The organism is Variovorax sp. TLI9-5A (assembly GCF_056867935.1).
On record NZ_CP200310.1, the window covers coordinates 1342664 to 1360545 of the forward strand.

The window sequence follows — 17882 nt, forward strand, 5'->3', positions numbered from 1 at the left end:
TGTTTGAAGCACACGGTGAGCGAATATTTGCCTTGTAACAGTCGGGTAACAGTTGATAATGACGCAGGCGTCATTGCACGACGAACCGGCTCTTTCCCATGATCAAGTTCCTCCTGCCAAGCCAACTGGTTGCCGAGTCCCCGGACGAGCCCGGAGCCAGTCCTTACGCTGGCGCGCTGAACGCCGCGTTCCGCGCTGCCTACCCGCTCGTGAAGAGCGCGGCATGGCGCTCGCTGCCCATCAGCCTGTTCGGGCTGCTGCCTTCCATCTTCCTGCTGCAGGTGTATGACCGCGTGCTCTCGCGCAGCGGCACCTCGACGCTGGCCGCGCTGGTCAGCGGCATCCTGTTCTTCCTGTGCATCGAGTTCTGGCTGCGCACGCGCCGCTCGCGCCTGCTGCGCAACGCGGGCGCCATCGTCGACCACGGCGTCTCGGGCGCGCTGCTGAACTCGATGCTGGGCCGGCCGCTGCGCGCGCTCGAAGCGCGGCCCGCGTCGGTGTGGCACCTGTACTTCCGCGACGTGGCCTCGGTGCGCGGCACCATCACCGGCGGGCTGGCCCAGTCCATCTTCGACCTGCCCATGGCCGTCTTCGCGCTGGTGGTCATCGGCATCGTCGCGCTGCCGGTGCTGCCGGTGGTGGCGCTCTTCCTCGGGATCATGTCCTTCCTCGCGTGGTGGTGGGCCGACGAGGTGCGCTCCGGCCGCGTGGAAGAAGTGCAGCGCGGGCGCGGCCTGGATCGCGTGACCGCCGAGATCTGCAACGCGCGCGAAACCCTCAAGGCCCAGGCCAACGACGCGCCCACCATCGAGATGTGGCGCCAGACCTACAACGCCTGGCTCGCCGAGAGCTTCAGCAAGAACGGCCAGATCGAGACCGCGCGCGACGGCACCACCGTGCTGCTCACCGTGTTCTCGGTGGTGGTCGTGACTGTCGGCGCCGTTTCGGTGATGGAGCAGTGGATGACGGTGGGCGGCCTCGTCGCCTCGAACATGCTGGCGCTCAAGGCGCTGCAGCCGGTGGCCGGGCTGGTGTCGAACTGGCGCTCGCTGGCCACCGCCAAGGAAGCCGCCAAGCGCCTGGAGACCGTGCTGCGCGAACCGGTCGAGAAGCCGCCCACGGGCATGACGCTGCCCCAGCCGCTGGGCCGCATCACCCTGAAGGACGTGAGCTTCAGCTTCACCGAAACCGCGCAGCAGCCGGTGCTGGAGAACGTCGACCTCGACATCGGCCCGGGCGGCCTGCACGTGATCGTCGGGCGCAACGGCGCGGGCAAGTCCACGCTGGTGAAGCTGCTGTCGGGCCTCTACACGCCCACGCGCGGCGTGGTGAGCATCGGCGAGTACGACCTCTCGCAGTTCGGCCGCGAGGAGCTGTCGCGCTGGATCAGCTACCTCTCGCAGGAGGTCTACTGGTTCGGCGGCTCGCTGATCGACGTGATGCGCCGCAACGCGCCGGGCCAGAGCGACGAGCAGATCGTCGCGGCCTGCAGGCTCTCGGGCGCGCACGACTTCATCTCGCGGCTGCCCGACGGCTACCGCACCATGGTCGGCGAAGGCGGCACCGGCGTGTCGGTGGGCGAGCGGCGCAAGCTTGCGCTGGCCATGAGCTTCCTGCGCAAGCCCTCGGTGCTGGTGCTCGACGAGCCAAGCAACGACCTCGATTTCCAGAGCGAGCGCAACCTGCTCGCCACGCTGCTCGCGGTGGCCAAGGTGCGCACCGTGGTGGTGGTCACGCATTCGCTGCGTATCGTCTCCGCCGCCAACGTGGTCTACCACGTCACCGGCATGGGCAACGTGGAGCAGGGCACGGCGGCGGTGATGGTGCCGAAGCTGTTCGGCGTGAAAAAGCCGCTGGTCGCGCTGGGCGACGCGGAAGACGGCTCGGCTGGCGCTTCGCCGGCCTCCCGCTCCATGGCGTGAGGCGAGTGACAAGCGACGAACAACGAGTGACGAACGAAGAGTGACCGGGGACGCGATTTGAAAATAGACCTGCCGCAGATTCTTCAGGACGAGAACGAGAAGCGCGCGGCCCAGACCTCGCCGCAGGGGCGGCGGCGGCAGTGGATCATCGGCGGCGCGATCGGCGTGCTCGCGCTGGTCGGCCTGGGCTTTCCGATGGAGACCGTGGTGGTCGCGCCGGGCCGCGTGATTCCCTCGGACCGCGTGAAGTCCATCCAGCACCTGGAGGGCGGCATCGTCAGCAACGTGCTGGTGAAGGAAGGCGAGAAGGTCAAGCAGGGCCAGTCGCTGGTCGAGATCGACCTGGGCGGCAGCGGCCTCAACCTCGAAGAGCTCACAGCCCGCTACGCCGCCACGCAGGCCACGCGCGTGCGGCTCATGGCCGAGAGCCGCGGCCAGCCGCTCACGCGCCAGTCTTTCGCGACCGACATCGACGAGGGCGTGTTCGAAGGCGAGACCGGCGCCTACCAGGCACGCGCGCTCGAGCAGCGCGGCGTGATGGCCGGCGCGGTGTCGGGCCTGGAGCAGGCGCGCAGCAAGAAGCTGGAGCAGGAGGCCAAGGTCAAGGGCCTGAGTGACCGGCTGGCGCTGATGCAGAAGGAACTGGAAATCTCCGAGCAGCTGCTCAGCGAGAAGCTGGTGGGCCAGGTGGAAGTGCTGGAGAAGCGCCGCCAGGCCGAGAGCGTGCGCAGCGAACTCGCGGTGGCGCGCCAGGGCGTGGTTTCGGCCAACGCCTCCATCACCGAGGCGCAGGCCAAGATGGCGGAGGCCGAAGGGCGCTTCCGCCGCCGCGCGTCGGACGAACTGGCCACGGTGGAGCGCCAGTTCGCGAGCCTGGCCGAAGACCTAGCGCGTGCGCGCACCCAGCGCTCGCGCACCGTGGTGAAGGCGCCTTCGGACGGCATCGTGAAGGGCCTGCGCAACTCCAGCCCGGGCTGGGTGGTGAAGCCGGGCGAATCGATCCTCGAAGTGGTGCCCGACGAGGACGAGATCATGGTCGAGGCGCGGCTCAACCCCAACGACCGCGGCTTCATCGAAGTGGGCCAGGAGGCACGCGTGAAGATCACCGCCTACGACTACCTGCGCTACGGCGCAGTCGACGGCAAGGTGAAGCTGGTGGCGGCCGACGCCGACCGCGACCCCGCCATTTCCAACGGCGCGCCGTACTACCGGCTGCTCATCAGCATGTCGCAGTCGCACGTGGGCCGCACGGAGAACCGCATCACCGCCGGCATGGAGTCCGAAGTGGACCTGCGCGTTGGCACCGACCCGTTCATCTGGTACATCCTGCGACCTGTGCTCAAGCTTCGCCGCGAAGCTTTCCGCGAACCATGAAGTACCGCAAACCGGTCGATCTGCGCCGCGTGGGCACCGGCGCCGTCTGCGCAGCACTGTGCGCGGGCTTCGCTCTGCCGCCGGCCTACGCACAGGAGCAACAGCCGCAACAACAACAGCCCCAGCCGCTGCCCGACTACCTGCTGCAGCAGCAGGAGATGGAAAGCGCCGCCAGGCTCACGGTCGCGCGCAGGCTGTCGCCGCCCTCGCTGGGCGCCGCGAGCTACGCGCAGCAGGTGAAGCAGGCGCTGATCGCACTCTCGCAGGATTACCCCGAAGTGCAGACCATGCAGGCGGCAGCCAACACCAGCAGCTACGGCGTGGACGCGGCCAAGCAGGCGCGCTACCCGAAGTTCAAGGTCGGCACCTCCTCGGGCAACTACAACAGCGGCGCGGCCAACGCCAAGACGCAGAGCTACACCGTGCTGACCGCCGAGGCGCGCGTGAGCCTGATCGACGGCGGCGCCATGAGCGCCGCGCAGCGCGCCGCCGAGGCGGGCAACCAGGCCGACGACGAGGCCGTGGTCACCACCTCGCAGAAGGTGGTGCTGGACGCGCTCACCGCCTACCTGCAGGTGCAGCGCTTCGACCTCAAGAAGCAGATCGCGCACAAGGCCACCGAGGTGGTGGCCGAACTTTCGAAGGCCGAGGCTCGCCGCGTGGCGCTGGGTGTGAGTGGCGACAACGACCTGAACATGGCCGCCTCGCGCCGCGCGCTGGTGGCCGCGCGCGAGTCCGACTTCGAGGCGCAGCGCGACGAGGCGATGGCCAAGTTCCGCAACTACTTCAAGTTCTCGCCGAACGCCGAATCACTGCCCGTGCTCGCGGCGCCGGCGCAGTGGCGCATTGCCACGCAGGAAGAGGCGCTGCGCCGCGCCGAGTCGCGCAGCACCGAGATCGCCGAAGCGCTGGGCCGCATCGAGCGGGCGAGGGCGCTGGCCGACCAGCAGGACGCGAGCCTCTACCCCACGCTGGATGCCGTGGTCGTGAAGAGCAAGGACCCGCGCGGCGTCTCGCCGCAGGACCCGACGCGCGCGGCCTTCGAACTCAACTGGAACTTCGGCAACGGCTTCGACCGCCAGCTGCGCATGAAGTCGGCACTGGCCGAAGTCGCCAACCAGGAAGCCAAGCTGGAAGGCGTGAAGCTCAATCTGTTCGAGCTCACTGCCGCCTCGTGGTCGCGCACCGTTTCCGGCCGCGAGCGCGAGAAGCAGCTCATGGAAGCCGTCAGCACCTCCGGCCAGGCCTTCCGAGGCCGCCGCCGCCTGATGGAGTTCGGCCGCGAAACCCTGCCCAAGGTGCTCGACGCGCAGCTCGACTACTACACGCTGCTGTTCGACTATGTCGACGGCGTCTTCGACCTGCGCATCTCCGAGCTGCGCCTTGCGCGTACCACCGGCGAACTGCGCATCGACCCCGCCGGCCCCAACAACTGGATCGACCGTCTCTTCGGCGCGCCCAGCCGCCAGGTGCTGACAGAGGATGGCCTGCTTGCGAAGCTGTGCATCTCGAGCAACACGGCCTGCGCGAGCGAGCCTGTGGTGGCCGAACGCGCGACGGGAGCGGCTGGAGCGCCGCCTGCGCTGCGCAGGGCCCAGCGCCTCTCGATCCCCTGACGCCCGGCGAGTGGGCAGTCTGGGGCGAGCCTATTGCTCTTCAGGGATTCCTGGCTCGCCGTCCAGGATCTGGTACTTGCGCATTTTTTCCCACAGCACCTTGCGGCTGATGCCCAGGTGCTGCGCCGTGTCCTGGCGCTTCCAGTCGTTGATCTCCAGCGCCGCGATGATGCGGTTGCGCTCGCTGCTGTTCCAGCCCTTGCGGTCGGCGCTGCCGTCGATCGCGCCAATGCCGCCACCGTTGCCATTCATGCCGTTGCCGGCCGATGCGGCCGGCGCAGGCGTGCCACGCGTGAGCGCAATGGCGCGCTGGATCAGGTTCTGGTCCCAGCCGCGCAGCTGCCGCGCGATCACGCCCACGCGCTCCGCGAGATTGCGCAGCTGCCGCACGTTGCCGGGGAAGTAGGTCTCGGCCACAGCATCGCTGAGCCAGTGCGGCGTTTCGCCAAGCGCTTCGAGCTCGTCGCCGAGCACGTTGCTCAGCAGCGCCTTGAAGATCGCGATCTTGTCGATCTCGCCGCGCTCCTCGAGGCTGGGCACATGCAGCTCGATCACCGCGAGCCGGTAGAACAGGTCGGCGCGGAATTCGCCGCTGGCCACCATCTCGCGCAGGTTGCGGTTGGTGGCCGCCACCAGCCGGAAGTCCACGCGCACCGGCGCCGTCGCGCCCAGCCGCGTGACCGCGTTGTCCTCCAGCACGCGCAGCAGCTTCACCTGCTGGTAGCGCGGCAGGTCGCCGATCTCGTCGAGGAACAGCGTGCCTCCGGTGGCCTGCTCGAAGTAGCCGCGATGCGCATGCACAGCGCCCGTGAAGGAGCCCTTGGTGTGGCCGAAGAAGAGCGACTCGAAGAGGCCATCGGGAATCGCGCCGCAGTTCACCGCCACGAACGCGCCCTTGCCGTAGCGCTGGTGACCCAGGTGCAGCTGCTGCGCGATGCGCTCCTTGCCCACGCCGGTTTCGCCGCGCACCAGCACGCTGTGGTCGCAGTCGGCAAACGCGCCCACTTCGGCCAGCAGCGCCTTCATCGCGTCGGAATGCGCCACCAGCACGTCGGGCGCCTGCGGCGCCACCTCGCGCGCACGCAGCTGCCGCACCAGCTTCGCGACCATCGTGCGCAGCTCGGCGCAGGTGAAGTCGTAGGGCAGCACGTGAAGGTACTCGGGCGGATAAGTGCGCGAGTCGCGCTCGCGCGAACCGGCCGCCACCCAGATCACCGGCATGCCCTGCAGCAGCTCGGTCGCATGCGCCAGCCCGCCGCTGTCGATGACCGTCACGCTGATGATCGCCACCGCCGGCCGCATCGCCACGCCCGCGTCCTGCGGCGGAGGCGGCATGCCGTCGGCCCGGACAACCTCCACGTCGAAGCTCGCCATGCACCGCGCGATGCGGTCGAGGATGTCGGCTTTGCCTTCCCAGACAAAGAGGTCGAGTTCGTCGAAATTGGCGGGGGAGCTCATCGAAGTGACACGAAATTTAGTAAACGAGCTGGGCGCCGCTGGAGCAACTGAGTCGACCCCCTACCTCCGCCTGGGCGAGGTTCACTCCGAGCACCTTGCTCAGCAAAGTGTTGAGCAAGGGGTCGAGCAGTGGTGACAACACGCCGGAGACGACACTCGTCAGGACATTGATGACGCTGCTGAGCGTGTTTGTTAGGCCTGAAAGCACGTTCGACAAACCGCCGCCCGGTGCAGTGGGTGGGATCGTGATCAGGAGGTTCAGTGCATTCAGGGTATCGCTCACACTGTTGACGATGTTCTGTGTCGTGATCGCCAGATAGTTGGGCGGCTGATCCAGGGGGGGGGATTCGCAAAGAACTGCGATTGCGTGGAAGATGCCACTGGCACGTCGGCCTTGAGTCCGAGGCCTCCACCGTAGAAGGCCTTGCGTGTCGAGGCGTCGCAACTCACCACGCCGAGGCCCAGCAATCCCAACTGGCAGCTTTGAGAGCCGATGTCGATCACCGACACGGGGTTGACAGGAGGTGGCGCACTGGATGAAAAGGCGTTTGTCTTTGCTGCTGCGGCTGTCGCCCCCAGGCTGCCGACCCGCAGCGTCGCTGCCGAAGTGGTTGTCAGTGCGGTCAGGGATGTCGCTCCTGACGTACAGCTGAAGTCCGTGACTCGGGAAGCGGCTCCACCCGCGTCCAGGCTGATGTCCAGACGCACTGGTGCCGGAAGAATCTTCAGATCGGTCACATTGCGTGTGCAGCCCAGCGTACATCCAAGGATGTTTTGCAAGCCGGTGAAGAGATTCAGGCTCAGCAGGTTGTTAAGCAGATCCGTGACGGGCGAGAGCGCATTCGTCAGTGCATTGACCAGGCTGGTGATACCACTCAGGACTGGCAGTTCGATGGAGATCAATGCCCGTACCTGAGCTGTGCGCACGTAGATCTGATCAGGCCCTGTCGGGTTGATCTTCGCCAATGCGGGATTGCCCGTGGCAGAGAGCTGCGGCGGTTCGATGACTTTGACGTTCGTCGTTATCGTGGCCAACCCTGACAGAGGAAGGCTTGCCGTGACCGCCAGGCCATTCTTGGCATTTGCGGCCTGCACCACGCCTTGAAGCAACTGGAAAAGCTGCAGATCGGTGTTCAGGGCAGCTGCATCGGTTCCGGTCTGTACACCAAGCAGATCGCCCAACTTCAGCAATGGCTGGGCGGCCGCCGCAGTGGCGCTGATTTTGATCAGATTGAGCGCGTCGATCACAACCTGTGCCGTATTTCCGCTGCGCTGCAAGGCATCGATCATGGCTTGAATCAGCGTGCCCACTGAAACGTTCGTGCTCAGCACCTGATCGTATTTTCCAACGCCGATACCGAGATTGATCCCCAATTGGTCGATGTATGTCAGCAACTTGACGTTGGTGTTGAGAAGACCATTCCATCCGACTGCGTCGATGTTGAGGCTGCCTCCTAGCAAACCACCGAAGACCGCGTTGAGCAGTGGAGACTGCGTGGAGTCAACTGACAAAAGTGTAGAGCGGATGCTCAGATTTGCTCGGGGAGTCTGTTGAGCAGCTAGTGCGTCCACGGTGATCGGCTTTGCCTGGTTTCCAGGGATCCCAGCCAAAAGAAGTGGAGGAGTTCTGCTGATGGTGACTCTGACTGCGTTGAGTTTCTGACCGCTGTCCGGCGGACCGAAATGGGGGGCGGTCGGTCGTAAGACCGGGTCCCATCGGCCGCACACAACGCTTGCTGCGGCGAGGGGGGCGAGCCCAACCGGCATGTTCTGAGCCGCATTGGCGACCGCCGCGGTTGTCGCGGTCCCACAGTTGTTGACCCCCAGCCCCTGCGCACCGGCCAGGGCCGCAAGATCCGCTGTCTTCTGCAGCTCTCGTTTCAGATAGAACAGGTAGCCCAGTTCGGTACCAATCAAGGTGATGATGATCAGGCTCAACGCGATTGCCGTGTTGACCAGGATGGAGCCCGCAGATCCTTTGCGTCGGTGCGACATGGCGGTGGTGCGAAGGTTTGGAGCGTCGAGGCGAATGTTCATGTTCGCCCTTTTCATGTGGGCTGGATCGCCGCAGTCGACCGACTTTTCAATTGGTCTGGCATCCAGAGACTTGCGTCAAGAAGAGGGACCGAAGGCAATAGGCGATTGGCACTGTACGGATAGGTCACGGTCACAACGACGCTGGCGTTGGGGTTGGTTCCTGTAGGTGTGATGGCCACAGTCACCTGGGTGGCGATCCAGGCGCGTCGGGTTAGCAGGGAAGCATTCGAGGCGGCGGGTACGACCAGCGAGCCGGCGAGCGAGTCGTAGACGACGCTCTGGATTCGCGAGTCGTTGATCGCGGGGGAGAATTCAGCAAGACCACGGCACGAGCGCCATCCTCGGCGGAGCGTGAAACAGCTTGCTGTGTATAGAGCACGGCTCCGAAAGTTGCCAGCCCGTACACGACCAGAAAAAGCACGAGGAAGATCAGCGCGAACTCGATGGCAGCTACGCCGCGCTGACGATGAAGACGCAGAACAATCACGGCGTCCTCCCGTCGAGCAGGATGGTGGCGCGTCCGATCAATCGATCGGGCATGGCGACGGCCGGCAAGGGAGGGAGCAGTTGCCTCATATTGCTGGCTGTGACCGTGACGACCATCTGGCAACGGGTACCCCATGTGACGCCGCAGGTGCTGAGGACAGAAGATGCGCAGTTGTTGTTGGCGACCTGGCATACCGTTGCTGTGACATCCAATGCCACCGCGGCGGGCAACCAACCAGCCTGGGCGGTAGCGACCGCCTGGGCTTGCGTGGCGCGCGTGGGAAAGTCGGGCTGGTAGCGCAATGCTGCGCGCGCACCATCTTCCGCCGCGTTCTGCAGGCCCATGCGCAGCGCGAAGAGGATGCCATAGCTGATGCTTCCGTAGAGCAGTGCGAAGAAGATCAAGAACACCATGGCGAACTCGACCGCGTACACACCGCGCTGGGCATGCGCGCCTGTGTGGGTGCAAAAGCGTGAGGCCATCATCGTGAAGCCCGAGGTGGTGCCGTTTGCGGTGCGATGACTACTTCGGTATCGCACCGCCACCGCTGTTGCTCGAGGACTGCCTGACGATGGAAGTCATGCGCTCGGGAATCGGGAACTCGAAGCTCTTCAGGTAGCGTTCGTAGCTGCGGTTCGCGACGTTGCCCGCGATGGTCCGCGGCGTGGTGGACGAAATCTCACCGCCGCGCTGCCAGGCGAGCAGACTTTGCGTGGCGTCGCCCACCCGCAGCGGTTCGTAGTCGAACTCTCTGGCCTCACTCGCCTCTTCCTGGCCCTGCTGCTGTGGTGCAGGCGTCGCGAAGGGCTCAGTCGTGTTCCCAACAGATGCGGCGGGATCCTGCGCCTTCGCAACGGGGGCGGTGAGCGGTTGCGGCGGCTGCTGCGCGAACGCGGTGGTTGCAGGCATCAGCAGCGTGGCCGCCAGGCCGAACGTGGACAGCACCGAGATACGGGCAATGGATTTTTTTTTCGTCATGGTGTGCCTCGTGAACTTGAATTCGGCGACGGTGAAGTCGTGACATCCGCCGTGGCGGGGTTGAGCTGGCTGGCCGTGCGAATGCCGCCGTTGTCGGACCAGCGGGAAGCCTTGAGCATCAGTGGCTGCTGCGCTTGCTCTTCGCGCGAGACCGTGTCCGGAAGCGGGCGCATGGCGGCAACGGACGGCGGCAGTGAGCTGGAGGCTGCAGGGAGGACAACGCCACCCGCGCGGAGCTGCTGCGCCGCATCGCGTACCGCCGCGCGGGCTGCGGGAGACATGCGATTGGCTTCCATCAGCTTGTTCGCCTGTTCGCTCTGGTCTGTGATTTCGAGATACAGCGCCAGATTGGATTGGGCCTGTGCGCTGTCGGGGCGCAACTGAAGCGCTTGCATCAGCGGCAGCCGGGCGTCGGCGATCTGCCCCGTGCGCAGGCTGGCATAGCCGAGGTCGCTGAGCAGGGCGGCGTCAGTAGGTGTCAGGCGCTGGGCCTGCTTCAGCAGCTGTACGGCCTCGGCGAAGCTGCCGCGCGCGCCTGCCAGCAGACCCAGGCCGCGATAACCGGCACTTTCGAGCGGAGTGCCGATGAGGCGCTTGTAGGTCTGCTCGCTCAAGGCGGCCTGCCCCGTCTGCCTCAGCGCGTCGGCGCGCATACGCGTGGATTCTGGCGAAACGCCCCAGCGTTGTTCGAGGGCGTCGATGTGCGCCAGAGATGCGAACCACAGGCCTTCCTTCTGCATCTGCTCGACGAGCTTGAGGTAAGTGGTCTTGGTATCGATCGCGGCCCCGGCCTTGGTGTCCGCCGCGGCATCCGCCGCCGCACGCTGCTGTGCATCGACGCTGGCGGCGTATTGGTCCTTGAGTGCGCCGCATCCGGTGACGGCTAGCACCGTGGCTGCACAGGCCAGCAGGCGGATGGCGTCACGCGGGCGCATGCAAAAGTCGAGGGTGTTCATTTGCTGATCGCTCCCAGTGAACGGACTATCGCGATGAAGCCGGGTCCGGCGGTGACGATGACCAGCGCCGGCAGCAGCGTGGTGACCATGACACCGGTCATCTTCACGGTGATCTTTCCGATGCGTTCCTTCATTTCCGAGCGGCGATGCTCGCGCAGCCGGTCGCTGAAGATACGCAGCGGCTCCTGTACCGCGCCGCCATGCCGGTCGACCTGTACCAGGAGCGAGACGAGGCCCCGGAGGTTTTCGTTCTTGTGCAGCGTCGCGAGGCGGTGCAGCGAATGTTCGCGGGTGCGGCCGCGGCTGTACTGGTTGTTGGCCAGCGAAAGCTCGTAGCCGAGCACGTGCAGCACGTGCGAGAAATCGGTGGCCATGATCTGTAGGCTCTGGTCCAGGCTCAGCCCTACGCCCTGCAACAGCCGCAGCAGGTCGATGAAAAGTGGAAGCTCCTGTGCCGCGCGTTCGCGCCGGGCAGCAGCGAAATGGCCAAGCACCCACTTGGGCGCCATGAAGCCGATGACGAACGCGGCGGTCAGCACAACGATGACCGTGCGCTGCGCATGCCCGCCGCTCCATACCACATAGGCGATCAGTGGCAGCAGCAATGCGAGCAGCACGCGGGTGACCAGGAAGATCAGCTGCGCGCGCTTCGAAGGCAGACCGCACTGGTCGATGAGGTTCCGGTCCTCGTCCGCCACCAGCGCCCGGCCCAATCGCGAATCGAGCCAGTGGAACGGCAGTTCGATATCCGATGGCACGGGTTCATCCGTCTGCAATGCAGAGTCCGCTACGGACTTCGATACCTCGGGCAGCACCGCGCCCTGGCGGATCGCGCGGCCGATCACCTGCCCGCTGCGCGCACGTCGCAGCTCGGCGGCGATCAGCGCACCAGCGCCGATCATCAGGCCCACGGCGAGCAGGACAAGGCTGGCGATGGCCAGTTGATTCGGCGTGAATGTCATGCCAGCCTCGCCAATCGATAGAGAAGCGCCGCGCCTACCAACTGAAGGCCTACCGAGGAAAAGATCAGTATGCGGCCGGTACCGTCGTTCCACATGCCCATGAAGTAGCCGGGATTGCTGAAGATGAGGAATGCACCTACGCCCACCGGCAGCAGCCCGAGGATCCAGGCGGAGAGTCGTGTCTCCGAAGACATTGCGATCAACTCCTGCTCGGCCTGTTCGCGGTCGCGCATGAAATTGCTGACACGTTCCAGCAGCAGGTCGGCACGGCCACCGTAGCGCACGCCCAGGCCCAGGATGGAAGCCAGCAGGTACATCTCTTCCACGCGTACGTTGGCGGCGGTCTGGTGCAGTGCGCGGTCCAGGTCCATGCCGGCACGCACCAGCGATGCGGAACGTTCCAGATGGCCGCGCAGCGGCGCCTGTGTGGTCGCGATTGCCAGCTGGAATGCCGCCTGCGTGGAGTTGCCGATGGTGATGAGGCGCACCATCGAGTCGATGTAGGCGGGGAGTTGGCCTACGAGCTTGCGCCGGAAACTCTGCAGCCGTAGCCAGATCGCGAAGACGGCGATGAGAGCGAGAAGGAGCAGCACACCCAGAGCCGCGAGCCAGCCAGCGAATGCGCCGGTCAGCGCGAAAAGCGCCGCGATGCCAGCCAGCGCCAGGGCGGTTGCACGCGGATCGATCACGCCCGTCAGCCAGTCGGGCAGGGCGCGTTCCAGCAGGCCTGGTGGGGCGGTGGCAGCATCTGCGTTGCTGTTCAGCCACGGGTCCGTGGTCAGGCCCGACATCAGTCCATCGCTCGGCAGGTCCCGCAGGGGCATTGGTATTGGCGCGGCGTCGGCGGCAGCGGCGCTGGCCAGGATCTGCTGATTCAGATGCCGCTCCGTCGCCAGCCGCCCCTGCCTGTTCCTTGCCCATTGCCACAGCAGCAGCCCCGCGGCCGCCAGCAGCAGCGCGATGCAGGCCACCACGAGCAGGGCTTCACGCACGGTGGTCTCCTCCCTGCTGCGACGCGCGCTGCAGCGACTGGCGGAAGCGCGTGATCTTCGGCGAGTGCGGCGCGATGCCCAGCGACACCCAGCGGTCGCGCTCCTCGCCGTCTGGCGAGACGATCGGCTCGTAGCGGTACAGCTCCTGCATCGCCACCACGTTGTCATTGACGCCCGTGACCTCGCTCAGCGAGATGATGCGGCGCTGCCCGTTCGACAGCCGCCCGATCTGCACGATGAAGTCGATGGCGTTGGCGATCTGCCGGCGCAGGCTCACTTCGCTGCCCTGGTAGCCGGCGAAGCCCGCGAGCATCTCCAGGCGGTAGAGGCATTCGCGCGGCGAGCTCGCGTGGATGGTGCCCATCGAGCCTTCGTGGCCGGTGTTCATGGCCTGCATCATCTCGATGACTTCGGCGCCGCGCACCTCGCCCACGATGATGCGGTCGGGCCTCATGCGCAGGCTGTTGCGCAGCAGGTCGCGGATCGACACCACGCCCTGGCCGTCGAAGCCGCCGGGGCGGCTTTCGAGCCGCACCACATGGCTGGTGCCGAGCGAGAGTTCGGCCGTGTCTTCGATGGTGATCACGCGCTCGCGCGCGGGAATGAAGCTGGCGAGCGCGTTGAGCAGCGAGGTCTTGCCCGAGCTGGTGCCTCCGCTCACGAGGACGTTGCAGCGCGCGCGCACCGCGATCTCCAGCAGCTGCGCCATGCCCGCGTCGAAGGTGCCCAGCTTCACCAGGTCGGCCGGCGTGAGCGGCTCCTTGCGGAACTTGCGGATCGACACCGACAGGCCGTCGATGGCCAGCGGCTCGATGATCACGTTGATGCGCCCGCCGTCGGGCAGGCGCGCGTCGACCATCGGGTTCGACTCGTCGAGCCGGCGGCCCAGCGGCGCCAGGATGCGCCGCACGATGCGCATCACGTGCTCGGAATCGGCGAAGCGCACCGTCTCGCGCTCCAGCACGCCATGGCGCGACACGTACACGTTCTGGTAGCCGTTGATCAAAATGTCTTCCACGGCCGGGTCGTTGAGCAGGTCTTCCAGCGGCCCGAAGCCGGCGAGCTCCTTGGTGAGCGCGTCGGAGATGAGCTGCATCTCGCGGTCGTTGATCGGCACGCGGCGCAGGCGCACGAAGCTGTCGACCTCCAGTTCGACGAACTGCTGGATCGACGCGCGCGACCAGCGGCCGAACTCGGCGCCGAGCTCCTCGATGCGGCTGAGCAGGTGGTCGTGCGTCCAGCTCTTGATGTCCTGGAACTGCTGGGAGTTGATGAACGCCTGGTCGTCGTCGGCGAATTCGATATCGGTGGACATGGGCTCAACCTTCGTGTGAACTCTTCCAGAAGCCGGTGACCTGCGACATGAGCGCAACCCAGCGTGGATCCTTGGCCGGTGGCTGGCCCGAGGCAGACATGTATTCCTGGTGCAGGCTGCGGGCGAGTCCCGTCACGGCCTGCGCATAGGGGTCGTTGCGCGCGGTGCGCACCAGCATCTCGCCGCGGCTGGCGGCCGCGAGCAGCTGGGCGCTGCGCGAAGGCAGCACGTGCCGCAGCGGCAGCTCGAGCCGCTCGGCGATGTCCTTGGCCGACAGGCCGACGTGGCTGTCGAACTTGTTCACCACCAGCGACAGGCGCTCGGTCTCGACGCCGCGCGCGCGCAGCTCCTTGAGCATGTTGGCCGTGGACACGATGCCGCCGATGCTCTGGTCGCACACCACCCAGGCCTGCTGTGCCTCGCGCACGGTCTGGGCCATGAAGTCGATGGTCGAGAAGCCGCCGAGGTCGGCGATCTGGAAATCGAAGAAGTCGGCCAGGCGCTTGATCAGCGAGACCGAGTCGGCATGCGAGATCTCGCGCACCTGCGCCAGGCTCGCGGGCAGCGGCAGGATGGCCACGCCGCTGGTGTGGTGCGCGAGCGCGGTGTGCAGCAGCGTCTGGTCGAGCCGGCGCAGGTTGCGCACGCCGTCCACGAAGCTGAAGCCGCTTTGCGTGTCGAGGTAGAGCAGGCCGTCGCGCGCGGGCAGGCCCAGGTCGAGCAGGGCCACGCCGTGTCGCGAGCTGCTGCGGCCCGGCGGGCGCTGCGGCGCCTGCGAGAGCTGGTCGTTCAGCGTAAGAGACAGGCTGGTGGCCAGCGTGGTCACGCCGAGGCCGGCGCGCGCGCCCAGCAGGGCGAGCGTGCTGCCGCGCGTGCCGCCCTGCAGCGTGCTGCGCCGCTCGAGCAGGGTGCGCAGCGTGACCACCGCGTCGGTGGGCGGCGCGGCCATGTCGATGAAGTCGTCCACGCCCGCGCGCAGGGCCGAAAGCATGGCGGCGGGCTCGGCCGACACGCCGGTGGCCAGCACCGGCAGCGTCGGCCAGTCGCGCTTGAGGCGTTGGTGGAGCTGGCTGGCGGTGGCGCCCTGGTCGGGCGAGAAGTCGATGAAGACCGCCACCGGCCCCAGCAGGGCGATGCGCTCGTCGATCGACTTCGTGTCCGGCGGCAGTACTACCACCGAGCCGAGGGTGCCGAGTGCGTCGGTCAGCCAGGTGATGTGGCCGCCGTTGCTCGATGCGAACAGATAGGTCTCGCTGCCTGTCTCTGGGATGCTGTCGCGTGGTGCGTTCATGGTGCCAGCCTGCGATGCATGTTCCGGGTCATTGATATCGGGTCGCTCAGCGGGAGAAGCCGGGCACGGGCGTGTCGATCGCGCCGCCCAGGAAGTACGAGCGCCACACCGCGCCATCGCGCTGCTCGGCGGTGCCGGGCAGGTACGGCGTCAGGTCGGTGCCGCGCGCGATGGGCTTGACCAGGTGCGGAGTGACCAGGATCACCAGTTCCTTCTCCTTCATCTGGTAGTTGTTCTTGCTGAAGAAGGTTCCGATGATCGGCAGGTCTCCGAGCAGCGGCACCTTGTCGGCGTTCGATGTGGTGGTGCGGCTCACGAGGCCGCCGATGATGAAGCTCTCGCCATCGCCCAGCTCCACCGTGGTGTCGGCTCGGCGGGTGGTGATGGCGGGTACTGCCACGCCATTGAGGCTCAGCGAGTTGGTGTAGTCGAGGTCGCTGGCTTCCGGAGCCACCTTGAGCACGATGCGTTCGTTAGACAGCACGGTCGGGGTGAGCGTGAGGCCGATGCCGAAAGGCTTGTACTCGATGCTGGTGGTGCCCAGGCCCTGCGGCACCGGGATCGGCAGTTCGCCGCCGGCAAGGAAGCTCGCGCTCTGGCCCGACAGCGCCACCAGTGTGGGCTCGGCCAGCACGCGCGCCATGCCGTTGCCTTCCAGGAAGCCGACGTTCATGCCGATGCCGGCCTTGCTGAAGTTGAAGAGAAGGCTGAAGGCCTGTGCCAGCGGGTTGTTGTACTCGCCGCTGATCTGTCCGTTGGGGGCGAAGGTTGCGGACGCCAGCGAGGAGGGCGAGAACACACCGAAGCTGAACCCGCTCGAGTTGGGTCGTGTGCTGAAGATGTTCAGGCCTGCCTGCTTGAGCACGCTGCGGTTGAATTCCACGACCTTCACTTCGACCTGAACGGTGCTGCTGCGCACGTTTACGACCGAGCGGTCGACCAGATCGGTCTTGTCGGCCGCACTGGCCAATGCGGTGTCGCGCGCCTGCTGGTGGGCTGTCATGCTGTCCATCGATCCGCCCAGCGTGGCCGTGCGCCGCCGCACCTCGATGACGTAGCTGGTGGCCGCCGAGCTGCCCTTTTCCCACACCATCAGCGAGGTGCGCCCCGCGGCCTTGCCGGTCACGATCAATCGTGCCGCCGGCGAGTTCTGCGTCTTGCGCGTGATGGTGACGCCGGCCACCGCCTCGTCGCCGATGGCCATGCGGTCGATGCCCTTGTCGATCACCAGTTCCTGCTGCGTGCCTGCGCTCAGCACGATGGGGCGCTGCGCTTGTGCGCGCGCCGGCTGGGCGTCGGCGGCTGCCGATGTCAATGGCCAGGCGGCCTGTGTCATCGTGCACAGGGCGATCAGGGACGGGCGCAGCAGCCGCGACGAGATGTTCATGAGGCTGCGAGCGGCACGTGTCGACTGCTCGCGAGGCGTGGTGTGCATGTGTTGTTTTCCTGGATGTCGGATGTCGGCGTGCTGCGTGCTGCTTCTTAGTAGTTCACGGTTTCGCTGCGCTCACCGCGAATGACTTCGACCTGAAGCCCGCTTCGCGCGGGACCAGCCGCGCGCGGCGCACCGTTGGCGGCGGCACGCACTTCGATGGCTTGCGGTCGGACACCGGGGCCCTTGCCGCCGGTGACGAGGTCTGCGGCGGTCAGGCCGGCCTGGGCGCGGTCGAGTCCTTCGAGAGGTGCGCGGCGCGGCTCGCCCGCCTTGGGAACGGAAGGCTGCAGGGCGGTAGGCAGCTCGGCGAAGAGCTTCGGATCGGGCTCCGACATGTCGGTCGGGTTGCGCAGGGCGAGCATCAGGCGGCCGCTGGCGTCGCCGATGGTCAGGCGGTTCACTTCGTCGACCGGCACGGCGAGAACGGCGGTGCGGGCCTGTTCGTTGCGCTGGGCCTGCTGTGCGGCTGCCTTGTCCGGCGACTTGGACTGCAACCCGTCGACGGAGGCGCTGCCGAAAGCCAGCACGCGCTTGCGTGCGAGCAGCAGGCGCGCCTGGCTGCGGTCCACGTCCTTGCCGTCCGACTTGAGCATGAGGAAAACGTCCACGAAGTCGCCGGGCTGGATTTTGTTGCCCACGCCCATGACCTCGTCGGCCTTGACCGCCACGGCGCGCTCGCCCTCGTTGATGCGCAGCGCGAGACCGGAGACCAGCTGGTTTTCCATCACCGGCGTGCCTTCGGCGAGGTCGAGCACAGGGACACGGCCTGTGGCGACGGTCACGTCCTGGAAGGCTCCGGTCGGGTTGATCGTCAGCCGCTCCACGCGCAGCGCGTCGGCGGGAATCGCCTGGCCTGCGGGCAGTGACTTGGATGCCACCACGACCGGATAGGTGGGGGCCTGCTGTGTCTTGACGGGAGCGTTCGCCGGGTTGGCGGCGCTCGTTATTGGCGCGGGCTGCCGGCTCAGCATCCAGGCATAGACGCCGAGTGCGATGGCAAGGAGCACCAGGACGGCTGCGAGGATTTTTGTGAGATTGATCATGGGCGGCGGACTGGAG

General features: G+C 66.5%; 16 protein-coding genes. 3 read left to right on the forward strand and 13 right to left on the reverse strand.

All coding sequences use genetic code 11. The features are described from left to right. The first annotated feature begins 98 nt into the window (after nt 1–98). From AC1VNX_RS06495 to AC1VNX_RS06505, 3 genes are read left to right on the forward strand one after another with little or no spacing between them, the layout of a single operon-like run. Nucleotides 99–1922, forward strand: a complete 1824-nt coding sequence (locus AC1VNX_RS06495; RefSeq protein ID WP_483155967.1) for a peptidase domain-containing ABC transporter — start codon at nt 99–101, stop codon at nt 1920–1922. Between the two features lie 57 nt (nt 1923–1979). Continuing rightward, complete coding sequence (locus tag AC1VNX_RS06500; protein WP_483155968.1) at nt 1980–3296, forward strand: HlyD family type I secretion periplasmic adaptor subunit; 1317 nt, start codon at nt 1980–1982, stop codon at nt 3294–3296. Further along, on the forward strand, nt 3293–4912 hold the full coding sequence (locus AC1VNX_RS06505) for a TolC family protein (RefSeq protein WP_483155969.1): 1620 nt from the start codon (nt 3293–3295) through the stop codon (nt 4910–4912). Before AC1VNX_RS06500 ends, AC1VNX_RS06505 begins: the two co-directional genes overlap by 4 nt. A 30-nt stretch (nt 4913–4942) precedes the next feature. Here AC1VNX_RS06505 and AC1VNX_RS06510 read toward each other — a convergent pair whose 3' ends face one another. The 13 genes from AC1VNX_RS06510 to cpaB all read right to left on the reverse strand — a co-directional run bounded on the left by AC1VNX_RS06510 (nt 4943) and on the right by cpaB (nt 17866). Then, nucleotides 4943–6370 carry a sigma 54-interacting transcriptional regulator gene (locus AC1VNX_RS06510; RefSeq protein WP_483155970.1) on the reverse strand — a complete coding sequence of 476 codons (1428 nt, stop codon included), beginning with the start codon at nt 6368–6370 and terminating at the stop codon, nt 4943–4945. A 16-nt stretch (nt 6371–6386) separates the two neighbouring features. Then, the gene (locus AC1VNX_RS06515) at nt 6387–6653 is read right to left on the reverse strand and encodes a hypothetical protein (RefSeq protein WP_483155971.1); all 267 of its coding nucleotides are present in this window, start codon (nt 6651–6653) and stop codon (nt 6387–6389) included. Beyond that, nucleotides 6650–8407 (reverse strand): TadG family pilus assembly protein, encoded by a 1758-nt coding sequence (locus tag AC1VNX_RS06520; protein WP_483155972.1) that lies wholly within the window; start codon nt 8405–8407, stop codon nt 6650–6652. The genes AC1VNX_RS06515 and AC1VNX_RS06520 overlap by 4 nt, the downstream gene beginning before the upstream one ends. Before the next feature lie 211 nt (nt 8408–8618). After that, nucleotides 8619–8894 carry a TadE/TadG family type IV pilus assembly protein gene (locus AC1VNX_RS06525; protein WP_483155973.1) on the reverse strand — a complete coding sequence of 92 codons (276 nt, stop codon included), beginning with the start codon at nt 8892–8894 and terminating at the stop codon, nt 8619–8621. Continuing rightward, nucleotides 8891–9379 (reverse strand): TadE/TadG family type IV pilus assembly protein, encoded by a 489-nt coding sequence (locus tag AC1VNX_RS06530; RefSeq protein ID WP_483155974.1) that lies wholly within the window; start codon nt 9377–9379, stop codon nt 8891–8893. Before AC1VNX_RS06530 ends, AC1VNX_RS06525 begins: the two co-directional genes overlap by 4 nt. Nucleotides 9380–9416: 37 nt before the next feature. Next, nucleotides 9417–9872: a DUF3613 domain-containing protein gene (locus AC1VNX_RS06535; RefSeq protein WP_483155975.1), complete on the reverse strand. Its 456-nt coding sequence runs from the start codon at nt 9870–9872 to the stop codon at nt 9417–9419. Further along, nucleotides 9869–10828 (reverse strand): tetratricopeptide repeat protein, encoded by a 960-nt coding sequence (locus tag AC1VNX_RS06540; RefSeq protein ID WP_483155976.1) that lies wholly within the window; start codon nt 10826–10828, stop codon nt 9869–9871. The genes AC1VNX_RS06535 and AC1VNX_RS06540 overlap by 4 nt, the downstream gene beginning before the upstream one ends. Further along, nucleotides 10825–11790: a type II secretion system F family protein gene (locus tag AC1VNX_RS06545; RefSeq protein ID WP_483155977.1), complete on the reverse strand. Its 966-nt coding sequence runs from the start codon at nt 11788–11790 to the stop codon at nt 10825–10827. The genes AC1VNX_RS06540 and AC1VNX_RS06545 overlap by 4 nt, the downstream gene beginning before the upstream one ends. Continuing rightward, a complete protein-coding gene (locus tag AC1VNX_RS06550) occupies nt 11787–12782 on the reverse strand; it encodes a type II secretion system F family protein (RefSeq protein WP_483155978.1) in 996 nt (331 codons plus the stop codon). The genes AC1VNX_RS06545 and AC1VNX_RS06550 overlap by 4 nt, the downstream gene beginning before the upstream one ends. Then, a complete protein-coding gene (locus tag AC1VNX_RS06555; protein ID WP_483155979.1) occupies nt 12775–14097 on the reverse strand; it encodes a TadA family conjugal transfer-associated ATPase in 1323 nt (440 codons plus the stop codon). The genes AC1VNX_RS06550 and AC1VNX_RS06555 overlap by 8 nt, the downstream gene beginning before the upstream one ends. Before the next feature lie 4 nt (nt 14098–14101). Beyond that, nucleotides 14102–15388, reverse strand: coding sequence for a CpaE/TadZ family protein (locus tag AC1VNX_RS06560; protein ID WP_483155980.1), 1287 nt, complete (start codon nt 15386–15388; stop codon nt 14102–14104). A 46-nt stretch (nt 15389–15434) separates the two neighbouring features. Further along, entirely contained in the window at nt 15435–16724 is a 1290-nt protein-coding gene (locus AC1VNX_RS06565) for a type II and III secretion system protein family protein (RefSeq protein WP_483161891.1), read from the reverse strand. 146 nt (nt 16725–16870) lie between these two features. Next, complete coding sequence (cpaB, locus tag AC1VNX_RS06570; protein WP_483155981.1) at nt 16871–17866, reverse strand: Flp pilus assembly protein CpaB; 996 nt, start codon at nt 17864–17866, stop codon at nt 16871–16873. Nucleotides 17867–17882: the final 16 nt, after the last annotated feature.

Excerpts from the sequence above, each read along its gene's own strand:
- AC1VNX_RS06495 (WP_483155967.1), top strand. The coding sequence starts at position 99 with ATGATCAAGTTCCTCCTGCCAAGCCAACTGGTTGCCGAGTCCCCGGAC.
- AC1VNX_RS06505 (WP_483155969.1), top strand. The coding sequence starts at position 3,293 with ATGAAGTACCGCAAACCGGTCGATCTGCGCCGCGTGGGCACCGGCGCC.
- AC1VNX_RS06510 (WP_483155970.1), bottom strand. The coding sequence starts at position 6,370 with ATGAGCTCCCCCGCCAATTTCGACGAACTCGACCTCTTTGTCTGGGAA.
- AC1VNX_RS06520 (WP_483155972.1), bottom strand. The coding sequence starts at position 8,407 with ATGAACATTCGCCTCGACGCTCCAAACCTTCGCACCACCGCCATGTCG.
- AC1VNX_RS06530 (WP_483155974.1), bottom strand. The coding sequence starts at position 9,379 with ATGATGGCCTCACGCTTTTGCACCCACACAGGCGCGCATGCCCAGCGC.
- AC1VNX_RS06535 (WP_483155975.1), bottom strand. The coding sequence starts at position 9,872 with ATGACGAAAAAAAAATCCATTGCCCGTATCTCGGTGCTGTCCACGTTC.
- AC1VNX_RS06540 (WP_483155976.1), bottom strand. The coding sequence starts at position 10,828 with ATGAACACCCTCGACTTTTGCATGCGCCCGCGTGACGCCATCCGCCTG.
- AC1VNX_RS06545 (WP_483155977.1), bottom strand. The coding sequence starts at position 11,790 with ATGACATTCACGCCGAATCAACTGGCCATCGCCAGCCTTGTCCTGCTC.
- AC1VNX_RS06555 (WP_483155979.1), bottom strand. The coding sequence starts at position 14,097 with ATGTCCACCGATATCGAATTCGCCGACGACGACCAGGCGTTCATCAAC.
- AC1VNX_RS06560 (WP_483155980.1), bottom strand. The coding sequence starts at position 15,388 with ATGAACGCACCACGCGACAGCATCCCAGAGACAGGCAGCGAGACCTAT.
- AC1VNX_RS06565 (WP_483161891.1), bottom strand. The coding sequence starts at position 16,724 with ATGACACAGGCCGCCTGGCCATTGACATCGGCAGCCGCCGACGCCCAG.
- cpaB (WP_483155981.1), bottom strand. The coding sequence starts at position 17,866 with ATGATCAATCTCACAAAAATCCTCGCAGCCGTCCTGGTGCTCCTTGCC.